This is a genomic window from Bradyrhizobium sp. KZN70725, from assembly GCF_055264925.1.
Genome location: NZ_JBUYWT010000085.1, coordinates 1 through 19,978, shown reverse-complemented (window position 1 = coordinate 19,978; position 19,978 = coordinate 1). Strand labels below are relative to the sequence as shown.

The following is a 19,978-nucleotide window of genomic DNA, read 5'->3' as shown; positions in this document are numbered from 1 at the left end:
CGCGTGGCGATGACGGAAGGTCGGGTTCGCCCGGCGCCGATAGGCGTCAAACTTCTCGCAGAACCACGTGTAACCATAGCCGTCGGGATGCGCCGTCCGGTATTCCTGCCAAAGCAGCGTCAGCGTCACGCCCTTGCGCTTGAGCTCCTGCGCCACCCGCGGCCATTCAGGCTCGCTCAAGTCCTGCGGAGGCCGCCCGACCCGCCGGAACAGAGCCCGCTGCAACGCCGCCTCGCTCGCGTAAATCGGCGGTAACGGCCAGCTTAAGCCCGCCTCGCGTGCCCGCAGCAGGTAGGTGGCAACCGAGCTCTTGCTGATCTGCAGCCGCTCCGAGATCTCCCGAACCGACAGGTCCTGCTCGTACGTCAGCCTCAGGATCGATCGTAGGTGCTTCACAGTGGTTCGTTTCGCTTGCTTCCGTCTCGGCATTGCCCCTCTCAAACTCAGCTTGAGAGAGAACATTGCCTGAACGGCGCGCCCGAAAACCAACCTCCCGCAACTGTCCGCGATTTAGCGGAATCCCTGTCCCGGAATTACTGAAATCGCTGTCCGCGAATTACCGAAATCGGTGTCCGGAAATTGCCGAAACACGCATTCTGACGTCGGACGCTGAAGCGCTGCTTCTGGGCGCCGCCTATCGAGTGATCGATCTGGTGGGGCGTTTTGCAGATTGCTTTCGCGATCATCGCCGTCCGGACTTGATCGAGCATGCGATCGGGACGTTGGTCGGACAACGGGACTTTAGCATTGCACTTGGCTACGAAGATCTCAACGATCACGACGAGCTGCGGCACGACCCGCTGATGGCGGTGCTGGCGGGCAAGCTTAAGGCCAAGCGCGAGGACTGCGCGCCGGTGGTCGGCAAGTCGACGCTGAACCGGCTGGAGCAGAAAGTCGGCCCTGTGAGAAATGCGGGCTAGCCGTCTCAAGGAGCGCCCGGAATGCCACATCCTCCGGCGGACGGCGCGCATTTTGGCGAGGATGGAAATGAGCGGATATCTCAGAAAATTGCAGCCGACCATATTGGCACTATATGCTACGAAGCGATCAACCTCCTACCTTGAGTCATGGCGGAAAGCGCTGGTTGGGATAGGGATGCACGGTTCGGACTTTGATCTGCTGGAATCGCTCCCCAGTCATGCGCGAGCGCTGGCTGCGTCGCCTTATGTAGCGCAGTCAAGCCCGACAGACCTCGGTGCGGAACATTCCGAGCCGCTTCAAGCTGCCAAGTACGGCCTTGAACTTCAGGTAGCCTGCATAACGCGTTTCAGCCATACGCCGACCGCCCTGATTGACGCGTGCCGGCGTTGCATGAGGCTCGTCCGGATCTCTTACAGAATCGGTGCCATCCGCCTGCGACATGCCTTAGCCAAGCGAATTGGAGCCAACTACGGTTGTAAGATTCTGCGGCTTCTTCAAACTGGGACAATCGTCACCGACATCTCCGCATCAGCGGTTTTTCCCGCCATTTCATAGGCGCTTAAAAATGCGCGACAGAACGAGGCAGTCATATGACCATGAACCGACGGTGCTTTCTACGGACTACATTCGCTGAGGCGCAAATGACTTGCGGTTTTTTGGCGCCCGGTATTTTTGAATCGACCCTTCCTGCAGAAGGCGCTAATCCGCAGAGAGTTCCAATTCTCATGAGCCACGGCATTGATCGTGTGCCGCGCTCAACAGAAAATGGATTTCGATCACTTTCTGCGGTCGAGTTCGACGCACTCTACGGGATTGCACGAGAGCTCGGCTGCGAGACGATCGGCTACGATGAGCTCGAAAACTGGCTCAAGGGAACAGGCAATTTGCCTCGGCGACCATTGATGATCGACTTTGACCATCCGACGATCACGATGCGATACGAGGTCAACGACATCATGCAACGATATGGATTTCGGCCAACATTGTTTGTCAATACAGCCGGAATCGAGGCTCAGGCTAGGGGGCCACTCCTGAAAATTGAGGAGCGCCAATTCATGACCTGGGACGAAGTTGGCGATCTGCTCGAGGCAGGGTGGCGCATCGGGGCTCATACCGTGAATCATCCAAACCTGTCGGATTTGAGCGTACAAGATCCGACCGGAGCCAAGATTGTCGAGGAGTTGGACCAAAATAACGAAACAATCGAAAGGAGACTCGGGTTGAGTCCGCGGGACTTCGCGTACACGGGGACAAGCTTCAGTACCGAAGCGGAACGGGAGGTCAGGAAGCGTTATCGCTTTGGTCGGCTGTGGATAATCGGCAGCCAATATAATATGGACGGCAAACCAGCACGCGTGGCCGATGTGATGGGCATTGCAGGTGCTGATGAAGCTGACGGTGGTCCTCCAAAGGCGAGCCGATATATCACGCGCAACTCTAATCGTTACCGTCTACCCTCAATGGACACCAACTACCTTATCCACGATCAGGGTCCATTTCGCCGCTATCTCGAGGAAGCAAACGCATAAAGACTGCGAAAAAGTTTTTGTCTTTTCCCTGGGCTATTTGGTCGAAACAAGTCCATGGCAAAGTCCTCGTCACAGTAGGCCTCTGTCTGTCGTCTGAACAATTGAAAACGGGTAGTGTAGGGGGTGGCACCGGCAGCAGACGGAAATCCGGTTCTTGAGCTCAGAAGTCGAAATAGATAAACTTGGCTGAACCGCCTTGGCTCACCGCAATCGCGAGGGCCGAGGCCGTCAACAGAATTGCCCAGGCGACAGGCTTTTGGGATTTTCTAAGAGCCAGCCGAACTCTTGCGTGGTCATCAAATCGATGTGCCGCAAGAAATACCAGGAGAAGTACGAGCGGGTAGGCGTGCTCCGAAAGAAAAGCCCAAAGGCCGGTCGATGAACTGGTGAATGGCCCAGCGAGGACCTCATGTGCCGCCGTGAGATTCGGAGCCCGGAAATAGACCCAGGCGATCGTGACGAAGTGAAATGTGGTGATGATCCCGAGCCAGGCGGGCAACCTGGTGTTCGGCCAGGCGTGATTGCACAAATGATTGAGACCGATGCCGATACCATGCAGGCCGCCCCAGATGACGAACGTCCAGTTTGCTCCGTGCCAGAGCCCACCAATGAGCATGGTGATCATCAGATTGGCGAGCCGCCGGGCGCTGCCCTGTCGGTTGCCCCCGAGAGCTATGTACAGATAGTCGCGCAGCCAGTGCGACAATGTGATGTGCCACCGGCGCCAGAACTCGATGATCGATTTTGACGTATAGGGAGATCGGAAATTTCGGGGTAGGCGAATGCGCAAGAGATACGCCAGACCAACGGCCATATCGGTATATCCGCTGAAATCGCAATAAATCTGCATCGAAAAACCGTAGATCGCGAGCAGATCATCATACGCGCTGTGAGCGCCAGGCGCATAAGCGAGGTCGACATATGGTGCGATCCCGTCCGCAAAGATCAGTTTCTTGCAAAGCCCCAAGGCGAATAGGGAAGCGCCAAGAGTAAAGCCGGCATCGCGCGCTCTGTTTGCTTTCGTCAGTTGAGGAAGAAGTTCGTGAGGTCGTAGGATGGGCCCGGCGATCAGGTGAGGGAAAAACAACACATAGCCGAGAATTGCAGTGAGCCGCCTCTCGATCGGAAATAGTCCGCGATACACGTTGACCACATAGGCCGTGAGCGTGAAGGTGACAAAGGAGATGCCAAGCGGAAGCGCGAAGCGAAGTTTGTCACCGAAACTGCGTGGTGGTGCCGTCCTGAATGCCCCAGCGACGTCGTAAATCAAGAAGTGCGCGTATTTGAAAGCTACAAGCGGTGTGAACAGGACGGCCAGGAGCATGAAGAGCCGCCACTTTCGAGCGTTCGGAGCCTTGGCTTGCTCGATCCACAGTACACCGCCCCACGCAATGGTACTTAATAGATAAGGAAGCCAAAAGTATTCGGGTTTCCACCAAGCGTAGAATACGGTGCTTCCAAAGATCAAAAGGTAAAGTCGATACGGCGGCGGCGTCAGGAGATGGGCGCTGAAGTAGAGAGCGAAGAAGAGGAAAAAGACCGGATCGGAAAAAAGCATCGCCTTCGCGTCCCGGTTATTGATCGAGAGCGGGAAGAATGGCGTCCGCCATTAGCTTGTGACCTAACGCGTTGGGGTGTGGGTCTCCCGGCATAGCCCAGATTTGTTCTGGAGAAAGCCTTCCAAACGCGGGCAACAAATCGACGAATTTGTATCCGTCCGCTTGCGCAATTGAGCGAATCTTGTCGTGAATGAATCCAAACGGATAATCTTTTAGGTTGTGAACATCCGGCGTCATGGCCAGGTATAGGCGAATATTCTTCTTGCGGGCGTAGTCGGCCAGTTGACGAAGTTGCCGCTGCATTTCGATGAAGCCCGGCTGATCATCGCGATAGACGTCTTGATAGTGTTCAACCAGTGAGCGCTCTCCAGATTTGTTCAGAAGTCTGGTGACGGCGATCCAAATCGTTACCGCTAGCTCACTATGTCTTAGAAACCAATTGCCCGCAGTTGGATCGAGCTTCTCAGCATCACGAAGAAAGTACTGCACGACGATATCGGTCGGCTCCAACCCCTTAAGCTCGCACAAAAAGCGCTGTACGTATCGTTCAGCGTTGTAGTTGCCGACGCCCCCGTTTAGCACCTCGACACTTTCGCCCTGCTCGTGCAGCGCTGCCTCGATGCGGGAGGTAATCGTTTTGCGTTCGGGCACCCCCCAGCCAAGCGTGATCGAGCCGCCCAGAAACAGGATGCGACGGTTGACCTGATTGCGGGGCAAAACCGGACCCCCACGCAACTTCCACTCGTTTGTCCGGATCTGTACGGACTGGAGAATCGCAGAGGCATTCTTGATGTGATCGTGACCAAGCTCAGGTCGCGGGCTTGGAGCCTTTAGCTCCCGGGCGTATCGCCACATCTCGATATCGTAGTTCTTCATTGAGCTGTTCTTGAGCCGCAAAACCCCTTCCGCCGCGAGCACCGATGCTGCCAACGAAAACATAAACAGAAGTGCCGAGAGCAGAAATTGCTTACGCATTCAGCCGAGACCGCTTAAGGAGTAGCTCATACGGCGACCTACTAAAGCGATGATTAAAGCACTGACATGGATATAAACACTACCTCCTCTGGCAGGTATATTTGGAGAGTCTAAGCGGAGCTCTGCGGCCCTTTTGATTGACGCTTGACGTCTACTTGAGCCGCGTGGCGCGACGCCCCGGCTTCCAAATTCCGAACAATGCGTCGCATCAGCGCGCCGCCGGCGACAAGCCGCCCGGCAACGGCCGACGGATCCGATGTTATCACCACCAGCTCACGCGGATATGGAAGAAATGGCTCGCGCGGCGTGGTCGCCACAGGAATCTGCCGTGGTCACGCTTCCGGGCCATGCTCGCGCGACGCCCGCTGCCGACAGCCAAGATCGTCCACCACCAATATGCCGTCCCGTGAGCGAACCTTACGCGCGAAGAACCGGATGCGGGTAACCCGCTCGTCCGGGTCTGTGAGGGGCGGGATGGCACCATCTCCAATACTCGGCAGAATGCTAATGTGACTCCATCATTGCCGCGATCGCATCGCGCCAGCTTGTTATAGGCGGCATATCCGATGGAGTGGACGCCCCGACGGCATCGATTGTGCCAAGATGTGGTTGTTCAAACCCGGTAAGGAGGACGTCCGTGGACAAGGTTAGCATCATTGGTTTGATTTGGCCAAGAACGTGTTCCAGGTCCACGGGGCTGGCAGGATGGAAGGACCGTTCTGCGTAAGAAACTCCACCGTGGCAGATTGCTCGAGTTTTTCGCCCAGTTGCCGAGGTGTGTGGTCGCGATGGAGGCCTGCGCCAGCACCCATTATTGGGGACGGGACTTCGGTAAGTTCGGCCACGATATCCGGCTGATCCATCCCTCGTACGTGAAGCCCTTCGTTAGGCGTCAGAAGAACGATGCAGCGGATGACGAAGCGATCGCCGAAGCCGCGTCTTGACCAACGATGCGCTTTGTCGGCGTCAAAGCGCCGAGAAGCAAGCTTCTTCCATGGCGTTCAAAGTTCGTGATCTCTTGGTTCGACAGCGTGCACAGGCGATTAATGCCTTGCGCGGGCATCTTGCGGAATACGGGTTGATCGTGGCTCAGGGCGTGAGACATATCTCCCGACGGGCTGGCAACATATCCGGACCTGCCTGATCTGGCTCGCAGCGTTTGCCAAAATCTCTTGAAGCATGTGGAATCTCTGTCGGAGCAGGTTGCAGAGCTGGAGAAGGGACTGCGGGTGCGCGCGAGACAGGACGAAGTCGCCTCTCGACCATTCGGGAATCGGCGCAATCTCCGTTACAGCGATAGAGGCCTTGGCGCCGTCGGCCGAGACCTTTTCCAAGGAACGAGATTATGCGGCCTGGATTGGTCTCACGCCCAAACAGATTTCCTCTGGAGGCAAGGATAGGCTTGGCAAAATCTCCAGGATGGGCCGGCGAGATCTCCGGCCTCCTTGTGCTTGGCGCGACCGCCGTTGTGCGATGGGCAAGACGCTATGGATCACCAACAGGATCATGGCTGGCGAGAATGCTCGAAGAAGCCACCAAAGCTGATCGTGCGTATCGCCTGGGCTTGATGGTCCGCGGTGGCGCTTACCAAGCTCCAGCGTCTGGCGCTGCCTAAACGCAAGGCCAGAAGCCGAGAGACGTCGGGAATGTGGTGAGGTCTAACGGAGGATTGTGGGCAATCGGCCAGGGCTTGGATTGGAAGAATCAACAGGTAGCTGAGTGCCAGCGTGCACGCGTAACGCGGCGCTGATCGCGCATCTCGAGTTGCGGATCGAGAAACTCAAGCGCGAACTATATGGGCAGCGCTCCGAGCGCACGACGCGGCTGATCGAACAATTGGAATTGGAGCTTGAAGAACTCGCCACCACGCGAGCGAGGATGACCTTGCCGCGCGGGCCGCCGCGGCGAAAACCCAGAGCGTGCACGCCTTCCGCGCACGCGGCCGGTACGCAACGCGCGGCGCAACGGGTTGTCTGCGAGCCAGTTGTTCACGTGGCGCCGGTTGGCGCGCGAAGGCCGGCTGAGCGGGGAAGCGTGCCGGCGCTTCTTACTGTGGAGATCACCTCTACGACCGCCCCGCCATTGGCGTGTGCACCGAGGCCGTAGTCTTTGTCGCCTGCGCGGCGCACAAAGGCCGGAACGATCAAAAACGAGAAGATGCAACTACCGCGTTGCCCTGAGTTTGAACGGACGAACCGGCGCGCGCGGCTGCGAATTTGCGGTGAAGCGGAGCTGAATGCCGTTCCACTGCTTTGCGAGGCCTCGGGCCACTTGGCGCTTATCTGGGACCGTGGCCGAGCCACTGTTGCCTATCGGAGGCCCGAACGCGCGCCGAAGGCGTGGCGCAGCCCCTCCAGCGACGCAGCTACCAGCCATTCAATCAGGCGCTTGCGTCTTCAACCAATTGTCGAATCTTCGACAATGTTGGACATGAGACGCACCCCGCAGTCAGAGTGATCGTATTGTTCTGACGCGATTTTATCCTTTGGCACGACGCATGCAAGGCTATCCGCAAACGCGCTGCGCTGAGAAGAAATCATCGTCGAACAATGTAGCAGGGGGATAGCATGAGAGTCCCAGCCAAATTGCCGTCCAATCGACGCTTCGGCCTCACATTCTGCGCCGTATTTCTTGCGTTGGGCGCATACGCGGCCGTCAAGGGACGCGTCGCTCCGGCTTACGTGTCGCTCGTTGCGATCAGTGTCGCATTTGGCGGCATAGCATTGACCGTTCCGCGAATTCTCGCGCCGCTCAACTTACTCTGGTTCTACTTCGGCGAGTTGCTAGGACGAATAGTCAGCCCGGTGGTTCTGGGTATCATTTATTTCGGGCTTCTCGCACCGATTGCCTTCGTCGCTCGCTTGCTCGGGCGCGACGAGCTTCATTTGAAGCGACGACCGGTCGCAAGTTACTGGATCGGTCGTAACCCGCCAGGTCCGATAGGTCATTCCTTCACAAACCAGTTCTGAGGCGCAGATGTATCTCTTCATCACTGAACTCTGGGCTTTCATGCGAGTACGCAAAAAGATGTGGCTCGCACCCGTGATTGCTCTCATGGTCGTCATAGCCGCTCTGCTCGTTCTGGCACAAGGCTCTGTCATTTCGCCGTTTGTTTACGCGCTGTTTTGACCAATGAATATCCTGGGCATCTCAGCTTACTATCATGACTCTGCCGCTTGTCTCGTCTCAGACGGCGAACTAGCAGCGGCCGCCCAAGAAGAGCGCTTTACGCGAAAAAAACACGATCCAGGCTTTCCTGCCCATGCGGCTCGTTACTGTCTCAGCGCCCGAGGGCTGTGTCCAGCCGACGTCGACTATGTCGTCTTCTATGACAAGCCCTTTAGCAAATTCGAGCGGATCTTTGAAACCTATCTAGCGTTCGCGCCAAAGGGATTTAAGAGCTTCGCAACGTCGATGCCGGTCTGGCTGAAGGACAAGCTGTTTCAAAGAACGCTGATTGCGGAGGCGCTGAACGAACACCTTGGGAGTGATACTGATTGGTCGAGTCGACTTCGCTTTTCAGAGCATCATCTCAGTCACGGCTCCTCGGCGTTCTTCCCATCGCCATTTCACGAGGCCGCAGTGTTGACGATGGATGGCGTCGGAGAGTGGACGACAACCTCTCTTGCAATCGGTAAGGGAAAGGAACTATCGGTCTACAGGGAGATCCACTTTCCACATTCTCTTGGTCTGCTGTACTCAGCGTTCACCTACTACATCGGGTTCAAGGTAAACTCCGGTGAGTACAAGGTCATGGGATTAGCGCCCTACGGCGAGCCCAAGTACGCGCATCTGATAAAGGAGCACCTGATCAACATCAAGGAGGACGGGTCCTTCCACCTGGACATGAGCTTCTTTGATTACTGTACCGGACTAAAGATGACCAATGATCGGTTCGATGTGCTATTTGGTGGTCCGGCCCGACGCCCGGAAAGTACGTTGACGCAGAGGGAGATGGATCTGGCAGCCTCCATTCAGGCCGTTACCGAGGAGGTCGTCTTAAAGCTTGCAAGAGAAATCCGGACCACAACCGGGCAGAGAAATCTCTGCCTCGCAGGAGGAGTAGCGCTTAATTGCGTTGCGAACGGGAAGCTCCTGCGCGAAGAGCTCTTTGACAATATCTGGATTCAGCCGGCTGCTGGCGACGCCGGCGGCGCAGTGGGCGCAGCGTTCGCTGCCTATCATCTGATGCTTGAAAATCCCAGGAGCATCCATTCGGGCGACAGCATGAACGGCGCGTATCTCGGCCCAGAGTTCAGCCAGCGGGAAATCGAAGAGAGTCTCGGAAAGGCCGGCGCGGTATTCACGACCGAATCGGACGGAGAACTGACTAACAGTGTCGCACGCGCTCTCATCGACGGCAAGGCGGTTGGGTGGATGCAGGGGCGGATGGAGTTCGGCCCACGAGCGCTCGGCGCCCGCTCCATCATTGCTGATCCCCGCTCACCGACTGTCCAGAAGCAGCTAAATATCAAGGTGAAGTATCGCGAGTCTTTCCGTCCATTTGCACCGAGTGTTCTCCACGAGGACGCGTCGCAATGGTTTCAGCTAGAGTCCGACAGCCCATATATGCTCTTTGTGGCCGACGTGATGAAGACGAAGCAGCTGCCAATGTCAGAAAAGCAAAGGCAGCTATTCGGAATCGATAAATTGAACGTCGCACGATCAGACATTCCAGCCGTCACACACGTGGACTACTCGGCGCGGGTGCAGACGGTGCATCACGAGACGAATCCGCGGTTTCATAGGTTGATATCGAAGTTTAAGGAGCTGACCGGGTGTCCCGTTCTCGTGAATACGTCGTTCAATGTGCGAGGTGAACCGATCGTTTGCACTCCGGAGGACGCATTCCGCTGCTTCATGGGAACGGAGATTGAGCTCCTTGCCATCGGCAATTCGCTCTTATGCAAGGAAGACCAGAGCAGGGCGCTGATGAAAGAGTATCGCAGTTCCTATGAACTGGATTAGAAGGTGAGGCGGTCAAATTTCGTGCGCCTCGCCATCGTGTTCTATCTCTCCCGCGCAGAGGACGCATCTTGAGGCAGTCATCCACATCCACTTGGATCTGAAAGCAAAGAAACGTAATGATCGGAATGCAGCTATGGAAGACAATAATGCGCTAACAAGAACCGCGGCGAGGAAGAGGGTTATTCGTTTAGCGGCCCTGTTACATGGAGCATGGGTAGTCCTTGGCCTTGTTCTTCTTTTATTGACGTTTCTGGAAGCGTCGCTGACCGCCCATTATCAGAGAGCCGATAGAAATGAAATTCAAAGTGCCATTAAGTCTAAAGCCAATTCTGGCGTATACGCAGATGCCGACTTGACAGAAAAGTTCTTTAGAGAACTCATTGAGGTTAGGCATTGGCCCTTGCCGTGGGCTCCATATACGCAATCGCGCGAGGCGGACTATATGGGCAAATTTTTTACGGTAAATGAAGGTATCAGAAGAACGTGGAATCCTGAGGCAATCAACGATGGTAAGAGCGCCGGGCTAAAGATATTCTTTTTTGGGGGATCCACCATGTGGGGGTGGGGATCCAGCGACGATTTCACCATTCCCTCTCTTGTCGCCAAAAGGCTAGCCGAAAATGGAGTCGACGCTATTGTCACAAACTATGCAGTCGGCGGGGATGTAACCACTCAAAGCTTGATTCGATTCATTCTCGAACTAAGAAGGCAAAACGTTCCTGATTTTGTGGTCTTTTACAGCGGACTGCTTGACGCGTTTTCCGCATGTTATGAGGGAAAACCGGGCCTTCCGGTTGGCAGCTCAACTGTCGAGCGAATAACTTCTGAGAAAGAGGCAAAAGCGCGTATAAAGATAAATCTAGAAAACTTTGCGCTGATGAGGCTGCTCACTGGAAAGGAACAGCCCATGGTTTGCTCGAACGACTTAGACCTGCTGGCCGACGGAGCTCTGGATGTTTATCTAGGGAATGTCCGCTTTGTAGAGGCTATTTCAAGGAGCCTGTCCTTTAAAGCATTGTTCTACCTTGAGCCGCAGCTGTCGGATAAAACACAGAGGACAAAATATGAAGAGGATCAGCGTCTAGGATTGGAGAAACGGAATCCAGCCGGAAATCTTTATGGTCTGATGAGAAGCAAGTTGGTCAAGAGAGTACATGAGAGTCTGGGTCGGAACGCGATTCATGACTTACGTACTATTTTTTCCGATGTTGCCAACCCAATTTACGTGGACGGCTGGCACTATGGCGAGGAAGGGAATGAGCGGATATCTAGGAAGATTACAGCCGACATATTGGCCTTGTATGCTCCAGGAGGTGAGCAACACCGGCCGCGGTAGCGCACGCCCCCCCCGACGATGTTGAGGATGCGGAAGCGCCGGCCGTTGGCGAACTGGTCGTGGACGAAGTCCAGCGCCAGCGTGCATTGGGCTCGGCCTCCGCCTGGATCGAGGCCTGCATTCCCACGGCCTTGCGGCGGGCTCGTCGCTTGCGGAGCCCTTCCTCCCGATAGATCCGGTTAATCCCCGATGGCTCGCCCTCAGCTGCAGCAAGACGACCAGCCGGCGGTAGCCGAAACGCCGCCGCTCGTTGGCGAGATCGCGCAACCGGCCGCTCAGAGCTGTGTCTGGAGATCGGCTTAAGCCGTAGCGGTCATCTTCCGGTCCGGCCGACAATCGAACATGCCCGCCGTTCCGACAGGCTCATGACGGCCTGCAGATGCGCGACCGCAGCGCGCTTAGCAGGCGGTCCCAAGCATTTTTTTGAACGAAGCTCGCGAAAGGCAACCACATCGAGCATCTGCTCCGCCAAGACCCTCTTCAACTTCCCGTTCTCCTCTTCCAGCGCCTTCAGCCGCTTGGACTCAGAGACGTCCATGCCGCCGATGGTGGCTTATCGCTTCGAAGACAGCCGCTCCGGCGAATGCGCGGGCCGGCACCTCAATGGTTATCGCGGCATCCTGCAGGTGGATGGTTATGCCGCCTATAACAAGCTCGCGCGATCCGATCGCGGCAATGATAGCATCACATTGGCGGGCTGCTGGTCACACTGGTGCCGACCCCGTCTGCACTCAACAATACGATCTCGGCTCGCCAAACCTGCTTCTGCGGCGCATTGCGATCCCGCACGAGCGCCTCCAGCCGCAGGAGATCAGATGGGCTAACAGTGATGGAAATACCGGTGCGCATGCGCCAGATTCGCATGCAATCGGCCACGGCGGAATCCCTTCCGGGATTCAAATGTCAGATTTGATCCACTAGGGGGTGATCGGCGGCGGGTGGGCAGCGGGGTTTATCTTCAACTGAGTAGACGTACGCCTATATGATCCGGGTACTAGCGTCCGACCTCGCCGTCATTTACGAACTCGTTGACCGAGGGCTTCAGATGACCTCGATCGACGGCACGAAACTCACTGTGCGCTACCCGATGCGGGCCATTGGGAGTTGGGTCTTTATAGGCTCAAGGCTATCGCGAGTATCGCGAGGGACCGATTCGGATATGCTTGACCTCCAAAGTTGCACTTCGATAGTTTGCAGCGTAACCGCACCATCGCTCAATTAGGTGAATTGGCTAATACGCCAATTCACCAAGTCCTTCATAGAAATCGAGCGCTTCGGGATTGGCCAGCGCTTCCTTGTTGTTGACCGTCCGGCCATGCACCACGTCCCGAACCGCCAGTTCGGCGATCTTGCCGGACTTGGTGCGCGGAATGTCACCGACCTGAATCACCTTGGCGGGGACGTGGCGCGGCGAAGCGCCGGTTCGGATGCGGGTCTTGATCGTCTTCTCCAAGACATCATCGAGTTTCAGGCCGTTTACGAGGCGGACAAAGAGAATGATGCGCACGTCGTTGTCCCAGTCCTGGCCAATACAGATGGCCTCCGCTACTTCTTCCATCTGCTCCACCTGGTTGTAGATTTCCGCAGTGCCAATGCGCACGCCGCCCGGATTGAGTGTCGCGTCGGAGCGGCCATGGATGAGGATGCCGTCGTTCGCCGTCCATTCAGCGAAATCGCCATGGCACCAGACATTCTCGAAACGCTCGAAGTAGACGGCCCGGTATTTCTTCCCCTCGGGATCGTTCCAAAACATGACCGGCATCGAGGGGAAGGCTTTGGTGCAGACGAGTTCACCCTTTTCACTGCGCACCGGCCTGCCGTCATCGTTCCAAACGTCCACCGCCAGCCCCAGGCCAGGTCCCTGGATCTCGCCGCGCCAGACCGGTTTCAGCGGATTGCCAAGCACAAAGCAAGAGACAATATCAGTGCCGCCGGAAATCGAGGCCAGATGAAGGTCGCTCTTGATGCTTTCGTAGACAAAGGAAAAGCTCTCCGGCGAAAGCGGCGAACCTGTCGAAGTTATAAGGCGAAGCTGCGAAAGATCATGGCTTTCCTTCGGCACGATGCCGGCCTTGCGGACCGCATCGACATATTTTGCCGAGGTTCCGAACACCGCGAACTTCTCATCCTGCGCGTAGTCGAACAGCACCTTGCCATCCGGCGCAAAAGGAGAACCGTCGAAAAGACAGAGAGTCGCGCCGCCGGCAAGGCCGGAAACAAGCCAGTTCCACATCATCCAGCCGCAAGTGGTGAAATAAAAGAGCTTTTCGCCGGGTTCGAGACTGCAATGGAAGCGATGCTCTTTCAGGTGCTGAAGCAGCGTGCCGCCGGCCGAATGAACGATACATTTCGGCACCCCGGTTGTGCCGGAGGAAAACAATATGCAAAGGGGGTGCGAAAACGGCAGGCGCGCGAACTCCACCTCCTTTGCTGTAAAGGGCCCAATGAAATCGGCCAGCGTGCGGCCATCGGAAAGCGAAGCCACGAGCTCGGACGCCCCACCCGCATAGGGTATGACGAGAACCGGCGCTTTGAGTGCGGCTGACACTGCCCGCACCTTGTCGGCAACCTCCTGAAGCCTGCCGTTGTACCAATAGGCATCGCAGGTGATGAAGAGCTTTGGCTCGATCTGGCCGAAGCGGCCGAGCAGGCCCTGTTCGCCGAAATCCGGCGAGCAGGAAGACCAGATCGCGCCGATTGAAGTTGCGGCCAGCATACAGCCCACGCTTTCCGGGATGTTTGGCAACATGGCAGCGATACGATCGCCGCTTTCGATACCGAGGTCCCTGAATGCCTGCTGCAGCCGGGAGACCTCCTCGCGCAGTCTATCCCACGACCAGCGGTAGCTTACCTTGTCCTCGCCGCGGAAGATCAGCGCATCGCCCGATCCGCTGCGTGACAATAGATTCTCGGCAAAGTTGAGCACGGCATCAGGAAAAAAACGCGCAGCAAGCATATCGTCGCCGTGGATTAGCGCACGGCCACCGCGCTCGCCCTTGACACCGCAATAATCCCAGACCGCCGACCAGAAGTCGCCTGGCTCAGCGATCGACCAGGCGTAAAAGGCGTCATAATCTGGAAAGCTCCTGTCGAACGCGTGGCCATATCGATCGGCGCACCAGCCCATGAAATGAAAGAGCGGCGTTTTCTGCTGCACCTCCTTCGATGGTGCCCACAGATACGAATTTTGCTTCATCCGATACAACTCCACGAGACTATCGGGGTTCGAAATTGGAAATGGAGTGCCTTCTGGAGTGCGGGCAGGATTTCGAAACGATCGCCGACAGTGCCAAGACCTGAAAGATCGGTGCTTCCTCGCCTTGATGGCGTGCGCGACTGCGCGCAAGGCCGGCTAGGGTCGCGGTCGGCTCTGGAAACGACTTGCGGCCGTTGCTCGGCGCAATTCCACTCGCGACGAGCAACGCTATCGGTGATCGTGATATACTCGGAGAGGCACTTCCTAACCACAGACACTTGCACCGAGATCGATAGTGATGCACTCGCCATTGATCCCGGAGGCACAAGGGCTCGCAAGAAAACCAATAGTTGCCGCAACCTCACGGACGTCTACGAAGCGATTACAGGGCTGCGACTCGCGGAAAAGTGCCAAGATCTCGTCAGTGCTAACGCCTCGGTTTTTCGCCTGAATCTCCAGCTGGTACGCATCAGCCCCGTATCCATCCAGCCTGGCACGACGGCGTTGACAGTAAGGTCGTGAGCGCCGTCCTCCAGCACAGCAGTGCGGACCAAGCCAAGAACTCCGTACTTCGCGGCACAGTACGCTTCCTTCTGGCGGCCACTTCCCGAAGCTAGCCACCGATGCCGTAACGACAACGCGACCACCGGGGGACCATGTGAGAGCGGGCCACGCCGCCTCCAGCGCGTAGAATGGTCCATCCAGCATCACGGCTTTAAGACAATCCCATTCGGCGTCTGGAAGCTGATCGAGCGGTGCCTGAACTGACAGTCCGGCATTCAACAGGAGGATGTCTAGACGTCTGGCGGTGGCAACTACATGGGCGATCATGTCCCGATTCCCGCTCGCAGTGACGAGATCCGCGTGGAAAACCCCCTGGCCAACGACGTCCGCACCACGCACGTCCGCTCCGCGCTCAGATAGTTCAGCCACAATGGCTTTCCTAAGCTCTCCCGCCGCTCGCCGGTCACGACTCGGCCCTCCAGCGACCATCCACGCGAGTGGGACCGCTGCTTGTGGCTTTCACAATCCAACTTGGCCATTTCTTTCTCTCCCACGCGCTACGCGATCACCATTATCCAACAGAGGCTCATGATCGTAGAGGCGTATGCTCGTGATAGGGCGCATCGGGCGGGGCACAACCTACGAGCTCGGTGCATTCGAACAGGATGGCTGCGACGTTCGCGGGCGCGGAACGAAGTAGCGCAATCGGGCAGGCGACATCCGGCCCGATAGCGTTTGACGTCAGGTGGTGATAGCGGACGCATTGTTGCACCGTGCCGGTACGTGCCCCCATCGATGCCGAAGATCACGACTCTCGCCAGCCCGATCGGATCCTCGATACAAGCAGACCATTGCCACAATGCGTCGACTTGGCAGTCGCGACCGCGAGCTTGGTGGCGGTTCGCAACTGGCGGAGCAAGGTAGTTAGCAAGGGCAGGCTTATCGCGAGGGAGGACCTTCATCGCCGGGTCGCTGCTGCCTAGTACCGGATAAGTAGCCGAAGCGTCCGCTACTGCCTCCGAGATGATCGGGAAGTCGAACGTGACCGCGTTCAATGAAAGAAAGCGGCAACTGCGGAAGAGTGCTGGTGGGTGGCAGCTCGCGTTCGAAGTCAGGCATTCGGAGGGAGCAAGGGACCTGCATTTCACCAATAAAGAATATGATGGAGCCCGTGTTGAATTTCACCGAAATGTGAGCCGGTGTAGCAGAAGTTATGCGATAAATAGGGCAGGAGAGGAGTTTTTCTGCATCAAGCAAGGCTTCAGTTCAGACTGAAGAGGCTGGACAAGCTCGCCGATGGGACCGAGCGGCAGGGTTCGCCTTCCAACCCTCTCCGGCGGGGTTACTGACTTGTTTCTGCAGAACACTTACTATCAGATCTTGTTTGGAAAACAGCCGGAACTCGTCTTCGCATTGAGCCTTAGCGTGTACTACGTTATCTCCTCACGCATAGCCAGTCTGTGCAAGCGCAAGAAGTTCGTGAACATCACGTCGCCTTCTTCTAAGCACCGATTCTGGGTGGAGCTGAACGCCAAATGTTGGTTGATGGCCGATGTGCGAGGGCCATGATACGCCTCCTCTGAACGCGCTGTCACAGATGCGGCCGATCGAACTCGGCAACGAGAGAATGATAAAATCCATGCAAAGGGGCGGACGGAAGTCCTTGAACAGACCTCGGCCATTATGAGTTACGTGGAAATGCTACGGCGTGGCCGCCTTGTCTCACGTGACGGGACGTTGAAGACATAGGCTGATGACTTGCAACCCTATGTCAAAGGTCGCGGGATCGACGTAGTTTCGTGGGGTGCGCGGCGCTGTTGGACGCTGGACGAGAAGCAACGCATCGTGGCAGAGAGTTACGCCGCTCCGCGACAGGTTTCGGCGACAGCGCGAAGGAACGGCTATCTGCGAGCCAGGATCTTAAGGCGCGCACCGCCGATACCGATGCGCGCATCGAGCTGCTGACGCAGATCCTGAAGGCCTTCGACCGCGCCCGGTTCGGCCGACGATCGGAAAAGCTTGGCTCGGCAAACGGCGACGATGAACCGCATGTCTTTGTCTTGAGGAGATCGGGATCGGTATCGCTGCGATCAAGGCCCAGCGCAAGCGCCTCAGGGTCGACGTGCGCATCCACCCGGATGCGTCGCCGTTGCCAAACGGCCGGTCATCGCGAACATAAGTCCAGATCCGGCCGGTAACCGTCTTAAGCTTGGCCAGTACCGGCAGCGTGGGGTGAGTAGGCCGGAGGGATTTCACCTCCAGCCTCTCGCAGAACCGGGCGTGAGACTCTCGCCTCACCCGGCTCCCATCAGGCAAGCTTGCCGCCATCGCCGAGTTGCCAATGCACAAAGAGCCTGCGCTTCTCACGCGCGATCTTCTCCAGGAAGAGACGCGCGCGTCCTAAACGGTGATGGAAGCGCTTGTACTTTCGCTTCAGCCAAATAGCTAACGTCTGGTTGATGTAGCGTGCCAAAGGATAAAGCGCTGAGCGCGTGTATTGCCCATAATAAGCGATCCACCCCCTAACCATCGGGTTTAGCTCGCGAGCAATATCGTCCAGCGTCACCTCGGTTCGCCTGCGAAGTTTCAAGCCTCGGACCGTCGCCCGCATGCCGTTCAGCCCTGGTTTGCTGACCGCTGGGGTGAACCCACAGAACATCTTCTGCGAATGCGGCCCCAGGACCGATCGTGCCCGGAAGCAATAACCGAGAAAATCAAACATGACCGTCTCGCTTTTACCTCGGCGTCGATCATCCTTGCAGTAGACGATCCTCGTCTTCGGAGGATGCAATTCCAGGCGGCACTCCGCCAGCCGAGCCTGGAGCGCTTCGCGAACGCTTTGCGCCTCCATCTCATTCCGACAATGTACCAACCCGTCATCCGCATACCGACACCACCTGAGATCGGGGAACATCCGTGCCATCCAGAGATCAAATGCATAGTGCATGAAGAGGTTGGCGAGGATCGGGCTCACCACGCCCCCTTGTGGGGTACCGCGGCTTCGCTCGATTATCGTTCCATCCTCTTGCACCATCGGCACTGTCAGCCATCTTTCAATGTAGAGCAGCCCATGCGCACGTCACATGTTTCCGGACGGCCCGCAGCAGAAGCTCGTGGTCGATATTGTCGAACAGTCCCTTGATGTCGAACTCCAGAACGCAATCGTACTTCCAGCACCGCTGTCGCGTCACGCCTACGGCATCGAGAGCCGATTTACCGGGTCTGTAGCCGTAAGAATCTGCCAGAAAGATTGCGTCGAGAGCCGGCTCAATCAGTTGTTTGACAACCGTCTGTGCCACGCGGTCTGCCACAGTGGGCACCCCGAGGATCCTTTGGCCCCCACTCTTCTTTGGAATGGAGACGGCGCGAACAGGCGGCGGGAAGTAAGCGCCTGAGCTCATTCGATTCCAAATCTTGTAGAGATTGCTCTTCAAGTCGGACTCGAACTGCTCAATCGTCACTCCGTCGACACCGGTTGCGCCACCATTGGATCGCACCTGCAGATATGCTTCGTACACCTCTCTCTTGTCGATGTTGAACGGTTTGCCCGGCTGGTTCACCGTCGTCCTCCTGTTGTCAGTTGCGACGATGGCCAGCCCACCTGATCCGATCCCTTCGCTCCGGCCCCATTACGAGCCTTCGTCGCTAATACGGATCGGTCCGTCCCAGTGCTCCGCGTCGGTAATCTCGCCTCGCGGTCTTCTCCGCTTGTGCTTCTCCCTTTCCATCGGAGCGACTGGTTCCTGCAGTTCCGCGGCAGCGCATGCATCCGAGTCACGCCCCCTCAACGCCGGTCGCCGCCCGCCCGGTCATCAGGCTTCCGGCGGGCTCATCCCAGAGGGACGACACACCTCTGGTTTTGACGACGATTTCCACGTTACGACGGTTCATCGGCGGGTTCATTTTCATTCGTCTCTCGGACGCCTATCCGTTCGGGTATTCCCGACCGTTAGCTTCAACGCTCACGACCGCGCCTCTTAAGCGAAGCCGCTTGAAGTGATTTGAGACCTACTCCTGAAAGTCGATCCCGAGGGGCCTACCCTCATCGCTGCCACAGCTTGTGCACACAGATTTTCAGATCATCTCGATCATCCTTTCTGTGTGCTTCTGCAGCACACTATCGTCGGCGTGGATGCGTTTCGCGCTCGTGACGTGGATCCAGATGACCTCAATAATGGGAGCGAGTGCTACCACGCAGGCGCCGATCCGATCCGCTAGCGCTGGTCGAGGCAAGCCGAGCGCAGCGATCTCACGGTCGTGGAGCATCTTCGACGTGATACTGCTTTGAACTCGCGGTCTGTCGGTGAATCGGATTATTTCGAGCGCCATGGTGGCCGCTATCGGCACTGGAGACGTATTTCTCTTCAAAGCGCGGCGCTCGAAAAAACCAGGAGGGCTCCGACAGCTGAAGCCGGTGCATCACTGCACCACCGGCCAGAGCACGCATGATGCCGCACGATGCACTGATGTGCCGCCCGCGACGTGTCATAGCCAAGTAGTCGTTCAAGCTCGGCGAAGGCGACTGGCGTTACATGAGGTTCCATCTGGTCATGCCCGCCTTGTCCAGTTGACTACGGCGATGTTGGGAATCCAACGACCCGCAGCGTCATTCCAAGAGCAGCCTGCTAGTTACACGTGTTTTTTCTCGTCAGGCAAGCCGCGTACTGGATTCCGCGAGTGGCACGCCGATTGCTGGCATGACGACTGTCGCAGCCTAGGCGTTCGCAGCGGCCCTGTCGCCAGCAGCTCTCGATGAAAAATCGCTCGATTCATCCTGGTCGCTGACGAGTTTACGCTCGGAAATCCAAAAGCGGTGAACATCATAGGATGAAACTTTAAGCCGATCTGACCCAGCTTAGGACAGGTCAAGCTTTCAGCGAAAGGAGAAGGTGAGGATGATCTCTGAGGTGTTCATTACCTGTGCGGTCACAGGGGGCGGGAATGCGGTGGAGCGTAGCCCGCATGTGCCGGTGAGCCCGGAGCAGATCGC

Annotated in this window: 16 protein-coding genes and 9 pseudogenes; 13 read left to right on the top strand and 12 right to left on the bottom strand. The window is 57.0% G+C overall.

What is annotated here, in order from left to right:
- Nucleotides 1–429: sigma factor-like helix-turn-helix DNA-binding protein (locus ACZBJS_RS39170; RefSeq protein WP_463440078.1), on the bottom strand; the 429-nt coding region annotated here is incomplete at its 3' end.
- Nucleotides 430–596: 167 nt separating this feature from the next.
- On the opposite strand from ACZBJS_RS39170, the pseudogene ACZBJS_RS39165 reads away from it, so the two are divergent.
- The 3 genes and pseudogenes from ACZBJS_RS39165 to ACZBJS_RS39155 form a co-directional block, all read left to right on the top strand.
- Nucleotides 597–899, top strand: a pseudogene (locus tag ACZBJS_RS39165) (transposase); the annotation flags it as partial.
- A gap of 88 nt (nt 900–987) precedes the next feature.
- Entirely contained in the window at nt 988–1,476 is a 489-nt protein-coding gene (locus ACZBJS_RS39160; protein ID WP_463440077.1) for a hypothetical protein, read from the top strand.
- An 86-nt stretch (nt 1,477–1,562) separates the two neighbouring features.
- Nucleotides 1,563–2,450, top strand: coding sequence for a polysaccharide deacetylase family protein (locus ACZBJS_RS39155; RefSeq protein ID WP_463440076.1), 888 nt, complete (start codon nt 1,563–1,565; stop codon nt 2,448–2,450).
- 160 nt (nt 2,451–2,610) lie between these two features.
- Here the strand turns inward: ACZBJS_RS39155 and ACZBJS_RS39150 are convergent, their stop codons facing one another.
- Complete coding sequence (locus ACZBJS_RS39150; RefSeq protein ID WP_463440075.1) at nt 2,611–4,008, bottom strand: MBOAT family O-acyltransferase; 1,398 nt, start codon at nt 4,006–4,008, stop codon at nt 2,611–2,613.
- Nucleotides 4,009–4,024: 16 nt separating this feature from the next.
- The gene (locus ACZBJS_RS39145; RefSeq protein ID WP_463440074.1) at nt 4,025–4,984 is read right to left on the bottom strand and encodes an SGNH/GDSL hydrolase family protein; all 960 of its coding nucleotides are present in this window, start codon (nt 4,982–4,984) and stop codon (nt 4,025–4,027) included.
- Nucleotides 4,985–5,121: 137 nt separating this feature from the next.
- On the opposite strand from ACZBJS_RS39145, the gene ACZBJS_RS39140 reads away from it, so the two are divergent.
- The 7 genes and pseudogenes from ACZBJS_RS39140 (at nt 5,122) to ACZBJS_RS39110 (ending at nt 11,288) form a co-directional block, all read left to right on the top strand.
- On the top strand, nt 5,122–5,394 hold the full coding sequence (locus ACZBJS_RS39140; RefSeq protein WP_463440073.1) for a hypothetical protein: 273 nt from the start codon (nt 5,122–5,124) through the stop codon (nt 5,392–5,394).
- 256 nt (nt 5,395–5,650) lie between these two features.
- Nucleotides 5,651–6,599, top strand: a pseudogene (locus ACZBJS_RS39135) (IS110 family RNA-guided transposase).
- Nucleotides 6,600–6,721: 122 nt separating this feature from the next.
- Nucleotides 6,722–6,935, top strand: a pseudogene (locus ACZBJS_RS39130) (IS66 family transposase); the annotation flags it as partial.
- 616 nt (nt 6,936–7,551) lie between these two features.
- Nucleotides 7,552–7,953: an SxtJ family membrane protein gene (locus tag ACZBJS_RS39125; protein ID WP_463440072.1), complete on the top strand. Its 402-nt coding sequence runs from the start codon at nt 7,552–7,554 to the stop codon at nt 7,951–7,953.
- 7 nt (nt 7,954–7,960) lie between these two features.
- Nucleotides 7,961–8,113, top strand: coding sequence for a DUF5989 family protein (locus tag ACZBJS_RS39120; protein ID WP_463440071.1), 153 nt, complete (start codon nt 7,961–7,963; stop codon nt 8,111–8,113).
- 3 nt (nt 8,114–8,116) lie between these two features.
- Nucleotides 8,117–9,952: a carbamoyltransferase family protein gene (locus tag ACZBJS_RS39115; protein WP_463440070.1), complete on the top strand. Its 1,836-nt coding sequence runs from the start codon at nt 8,117–8,119 to the stop codon at nt 9,950–9,952.
- Nucleotides 9,953–10,085: 133 nt separating this feature from the next.
- Nucleotides 10,086–11,288, top strand: coding sequence for an SGNH/GDSL hydrolase family protein (locus tag ACZBJS_RS39110; RefSeq protein ID WP_463440069.1), 1,203 nt, complete (start codon nt 10,086–10,088; stop codon nt 11,286–11,288).
- Between the two features lie 14 nt (nt 11,289–11,302).
- On the opposite strand, the pseudogene ACZBJS_RS39105 reads toward ACZBJS_RS39110, so the two are convergent.
- A pseudogene (locus tag ACZBJS_RS39105) lies at nt 11,303–11,841 on the bottom strand (transposase family protein); the annotation flags it as partial.
- Between ACZBJS_RS39105 and ACZBJS_RS39100 the strand changes: the two are divergent.
- Nucleotides 11,822–12,043 (top strand): annotated as a pseudogene (locus ACZBJS_RS39100) (IS66 family transposase); the annotation flags it as partial. The pseudogenes ACZBJS_RS39105 and ACZBJS_RS39100 overlap by 20 nt on opposite strands.
- Here ACZBJS_RS39100 and ACZBJS_RS39095 read toward each other — a convergent pair.
- The 5 genes and pseudogenes from ACZBJS_RS39095 to ACZBJS_RS39075 form a co-directional block, all read right to left on the bottom strand.
- Nucleotides 12,000–12,137, bottom strand: a pseudogene (locus ACZBJS_RS39095) (IS630 family transposase); the annotation flags it as partial. The pseudogenes ACZBJS_RS39100 and ACZBJS_RS39095 overlap by 44 nt on opposite strands.
- A 382-nt stretch (nt 12,138–12,519) precedes the next feature.
- Nucleotides 12,520–14,484 carry an acetoacetate--CoA ligase gene (locus ACZBJS_RS39090; RefSeq protein ID WP_463440068.1) on the bottom strand — a complete coding sequence of 655 codons (1,965 nt, stop codon included), beginning with the start codon at nt 14,482–14,484 and terminating at the stop codon, nt 12,520–12,522.
- 264 nt (nt 14,485–14,748) lie between these two features.
- A complete protein-coding gene (locus ACZBJS_RS39085) occupies nt 14,749–14,898 on the bottom strand; it encodes an SDR family oxidoreductase (RefSeq protein ID WP_463440080.1) in 150 nt (49 codons plus the stop codon).
- Entirely contained in the window at nt 14,856–15,185 is a 330-nt protein-coding gene (locus ACZBJS_RS39080) for an SDR family oxidoreductase (RefSeq protein ID WP_463440067.1), read from the bottom strand. Before ACZBJS_RS39080 ends, ACZBJS_RS39085 begins: the two co-directional genes overlap by 43 nt.
- A pseudogene (locus ACZBJS_RS39075) lies at nt 15,142–15,477 on the bottom strand (SDR family NAD(P)-dependent oxidoreductase); the annotation flags it as partial. The gene ACZBJS_RS39080 and the pseudogene ACZBJS_RS39075, both read right to left, overlap by 44 nt.
- 1,427 nt (nt 15,478–16,904) lie before the next feature.
- On the opposite strand from ACZBJS_RS39075, the pseudogene ACZBJS_RS39070 reads away from it, so the two are divergent.
- A pseudogene (locus ACZBJS_RS39070) lies at nt 16,905–17,089 on the top strand (IS66 family transposase); the annotation flags it as partial.
- A 207-nt stretch (nt 17,090–17,296) separates the two neighbouring features.
- Here the strand turns inward: ACZBJS_RS39070 and ltrA are convergent.
- The 3 genes and pseudogenes from ltrA to ACZBJS_RS39055 form a co-directional block, all read right to left on the bottom strand.
- Nucleotides 17,297–18,578, bottom strand: a pseudogene (ltrA, locus tag ACZBJS_RS39065) (group II intron reverse transcriptase/maturase).
- A gap of 184 nt (nt 18,579–18,762) precedes the next feature.
- Nucleotides 18,763–18,897: a hypothetical protein gene (locus tag ACZBJS_RS39060; protein ID WP_256436599.1), complete on the bottom strand. Its 135-nt coding sequence runs from the start codon at nt 18,895–18,897 to the stop codon at nt 18,763–18,765.
- 165 nt (nt 18,898–19,062) lie between these two features.
- Complete coding sequence (locus ACZBJS_RS39055) at nt 19,063–19,317, bottom strand: hypothetical protein (RefSeq protein WP_463440066.1); 255 nt, start codon at nt 19,315–19,317, stop codon at nt 19,063–19,065.
- A 566-nt stretch (nt 19,318–19,883) separates the two neighbouring features.
- Here ACZBJS_RS39055 and ACZBJS_RS39050 point away from each other — a divergent pair.
- On the top strand, nt 19,884–19,978 hold a 95-nt coding region (locus ACZBJS_RS39050), incomplete at its 3' end, for a 3-keto-5-aminohexanoate cleavage protein (RefSeq protein WP_463440079.1).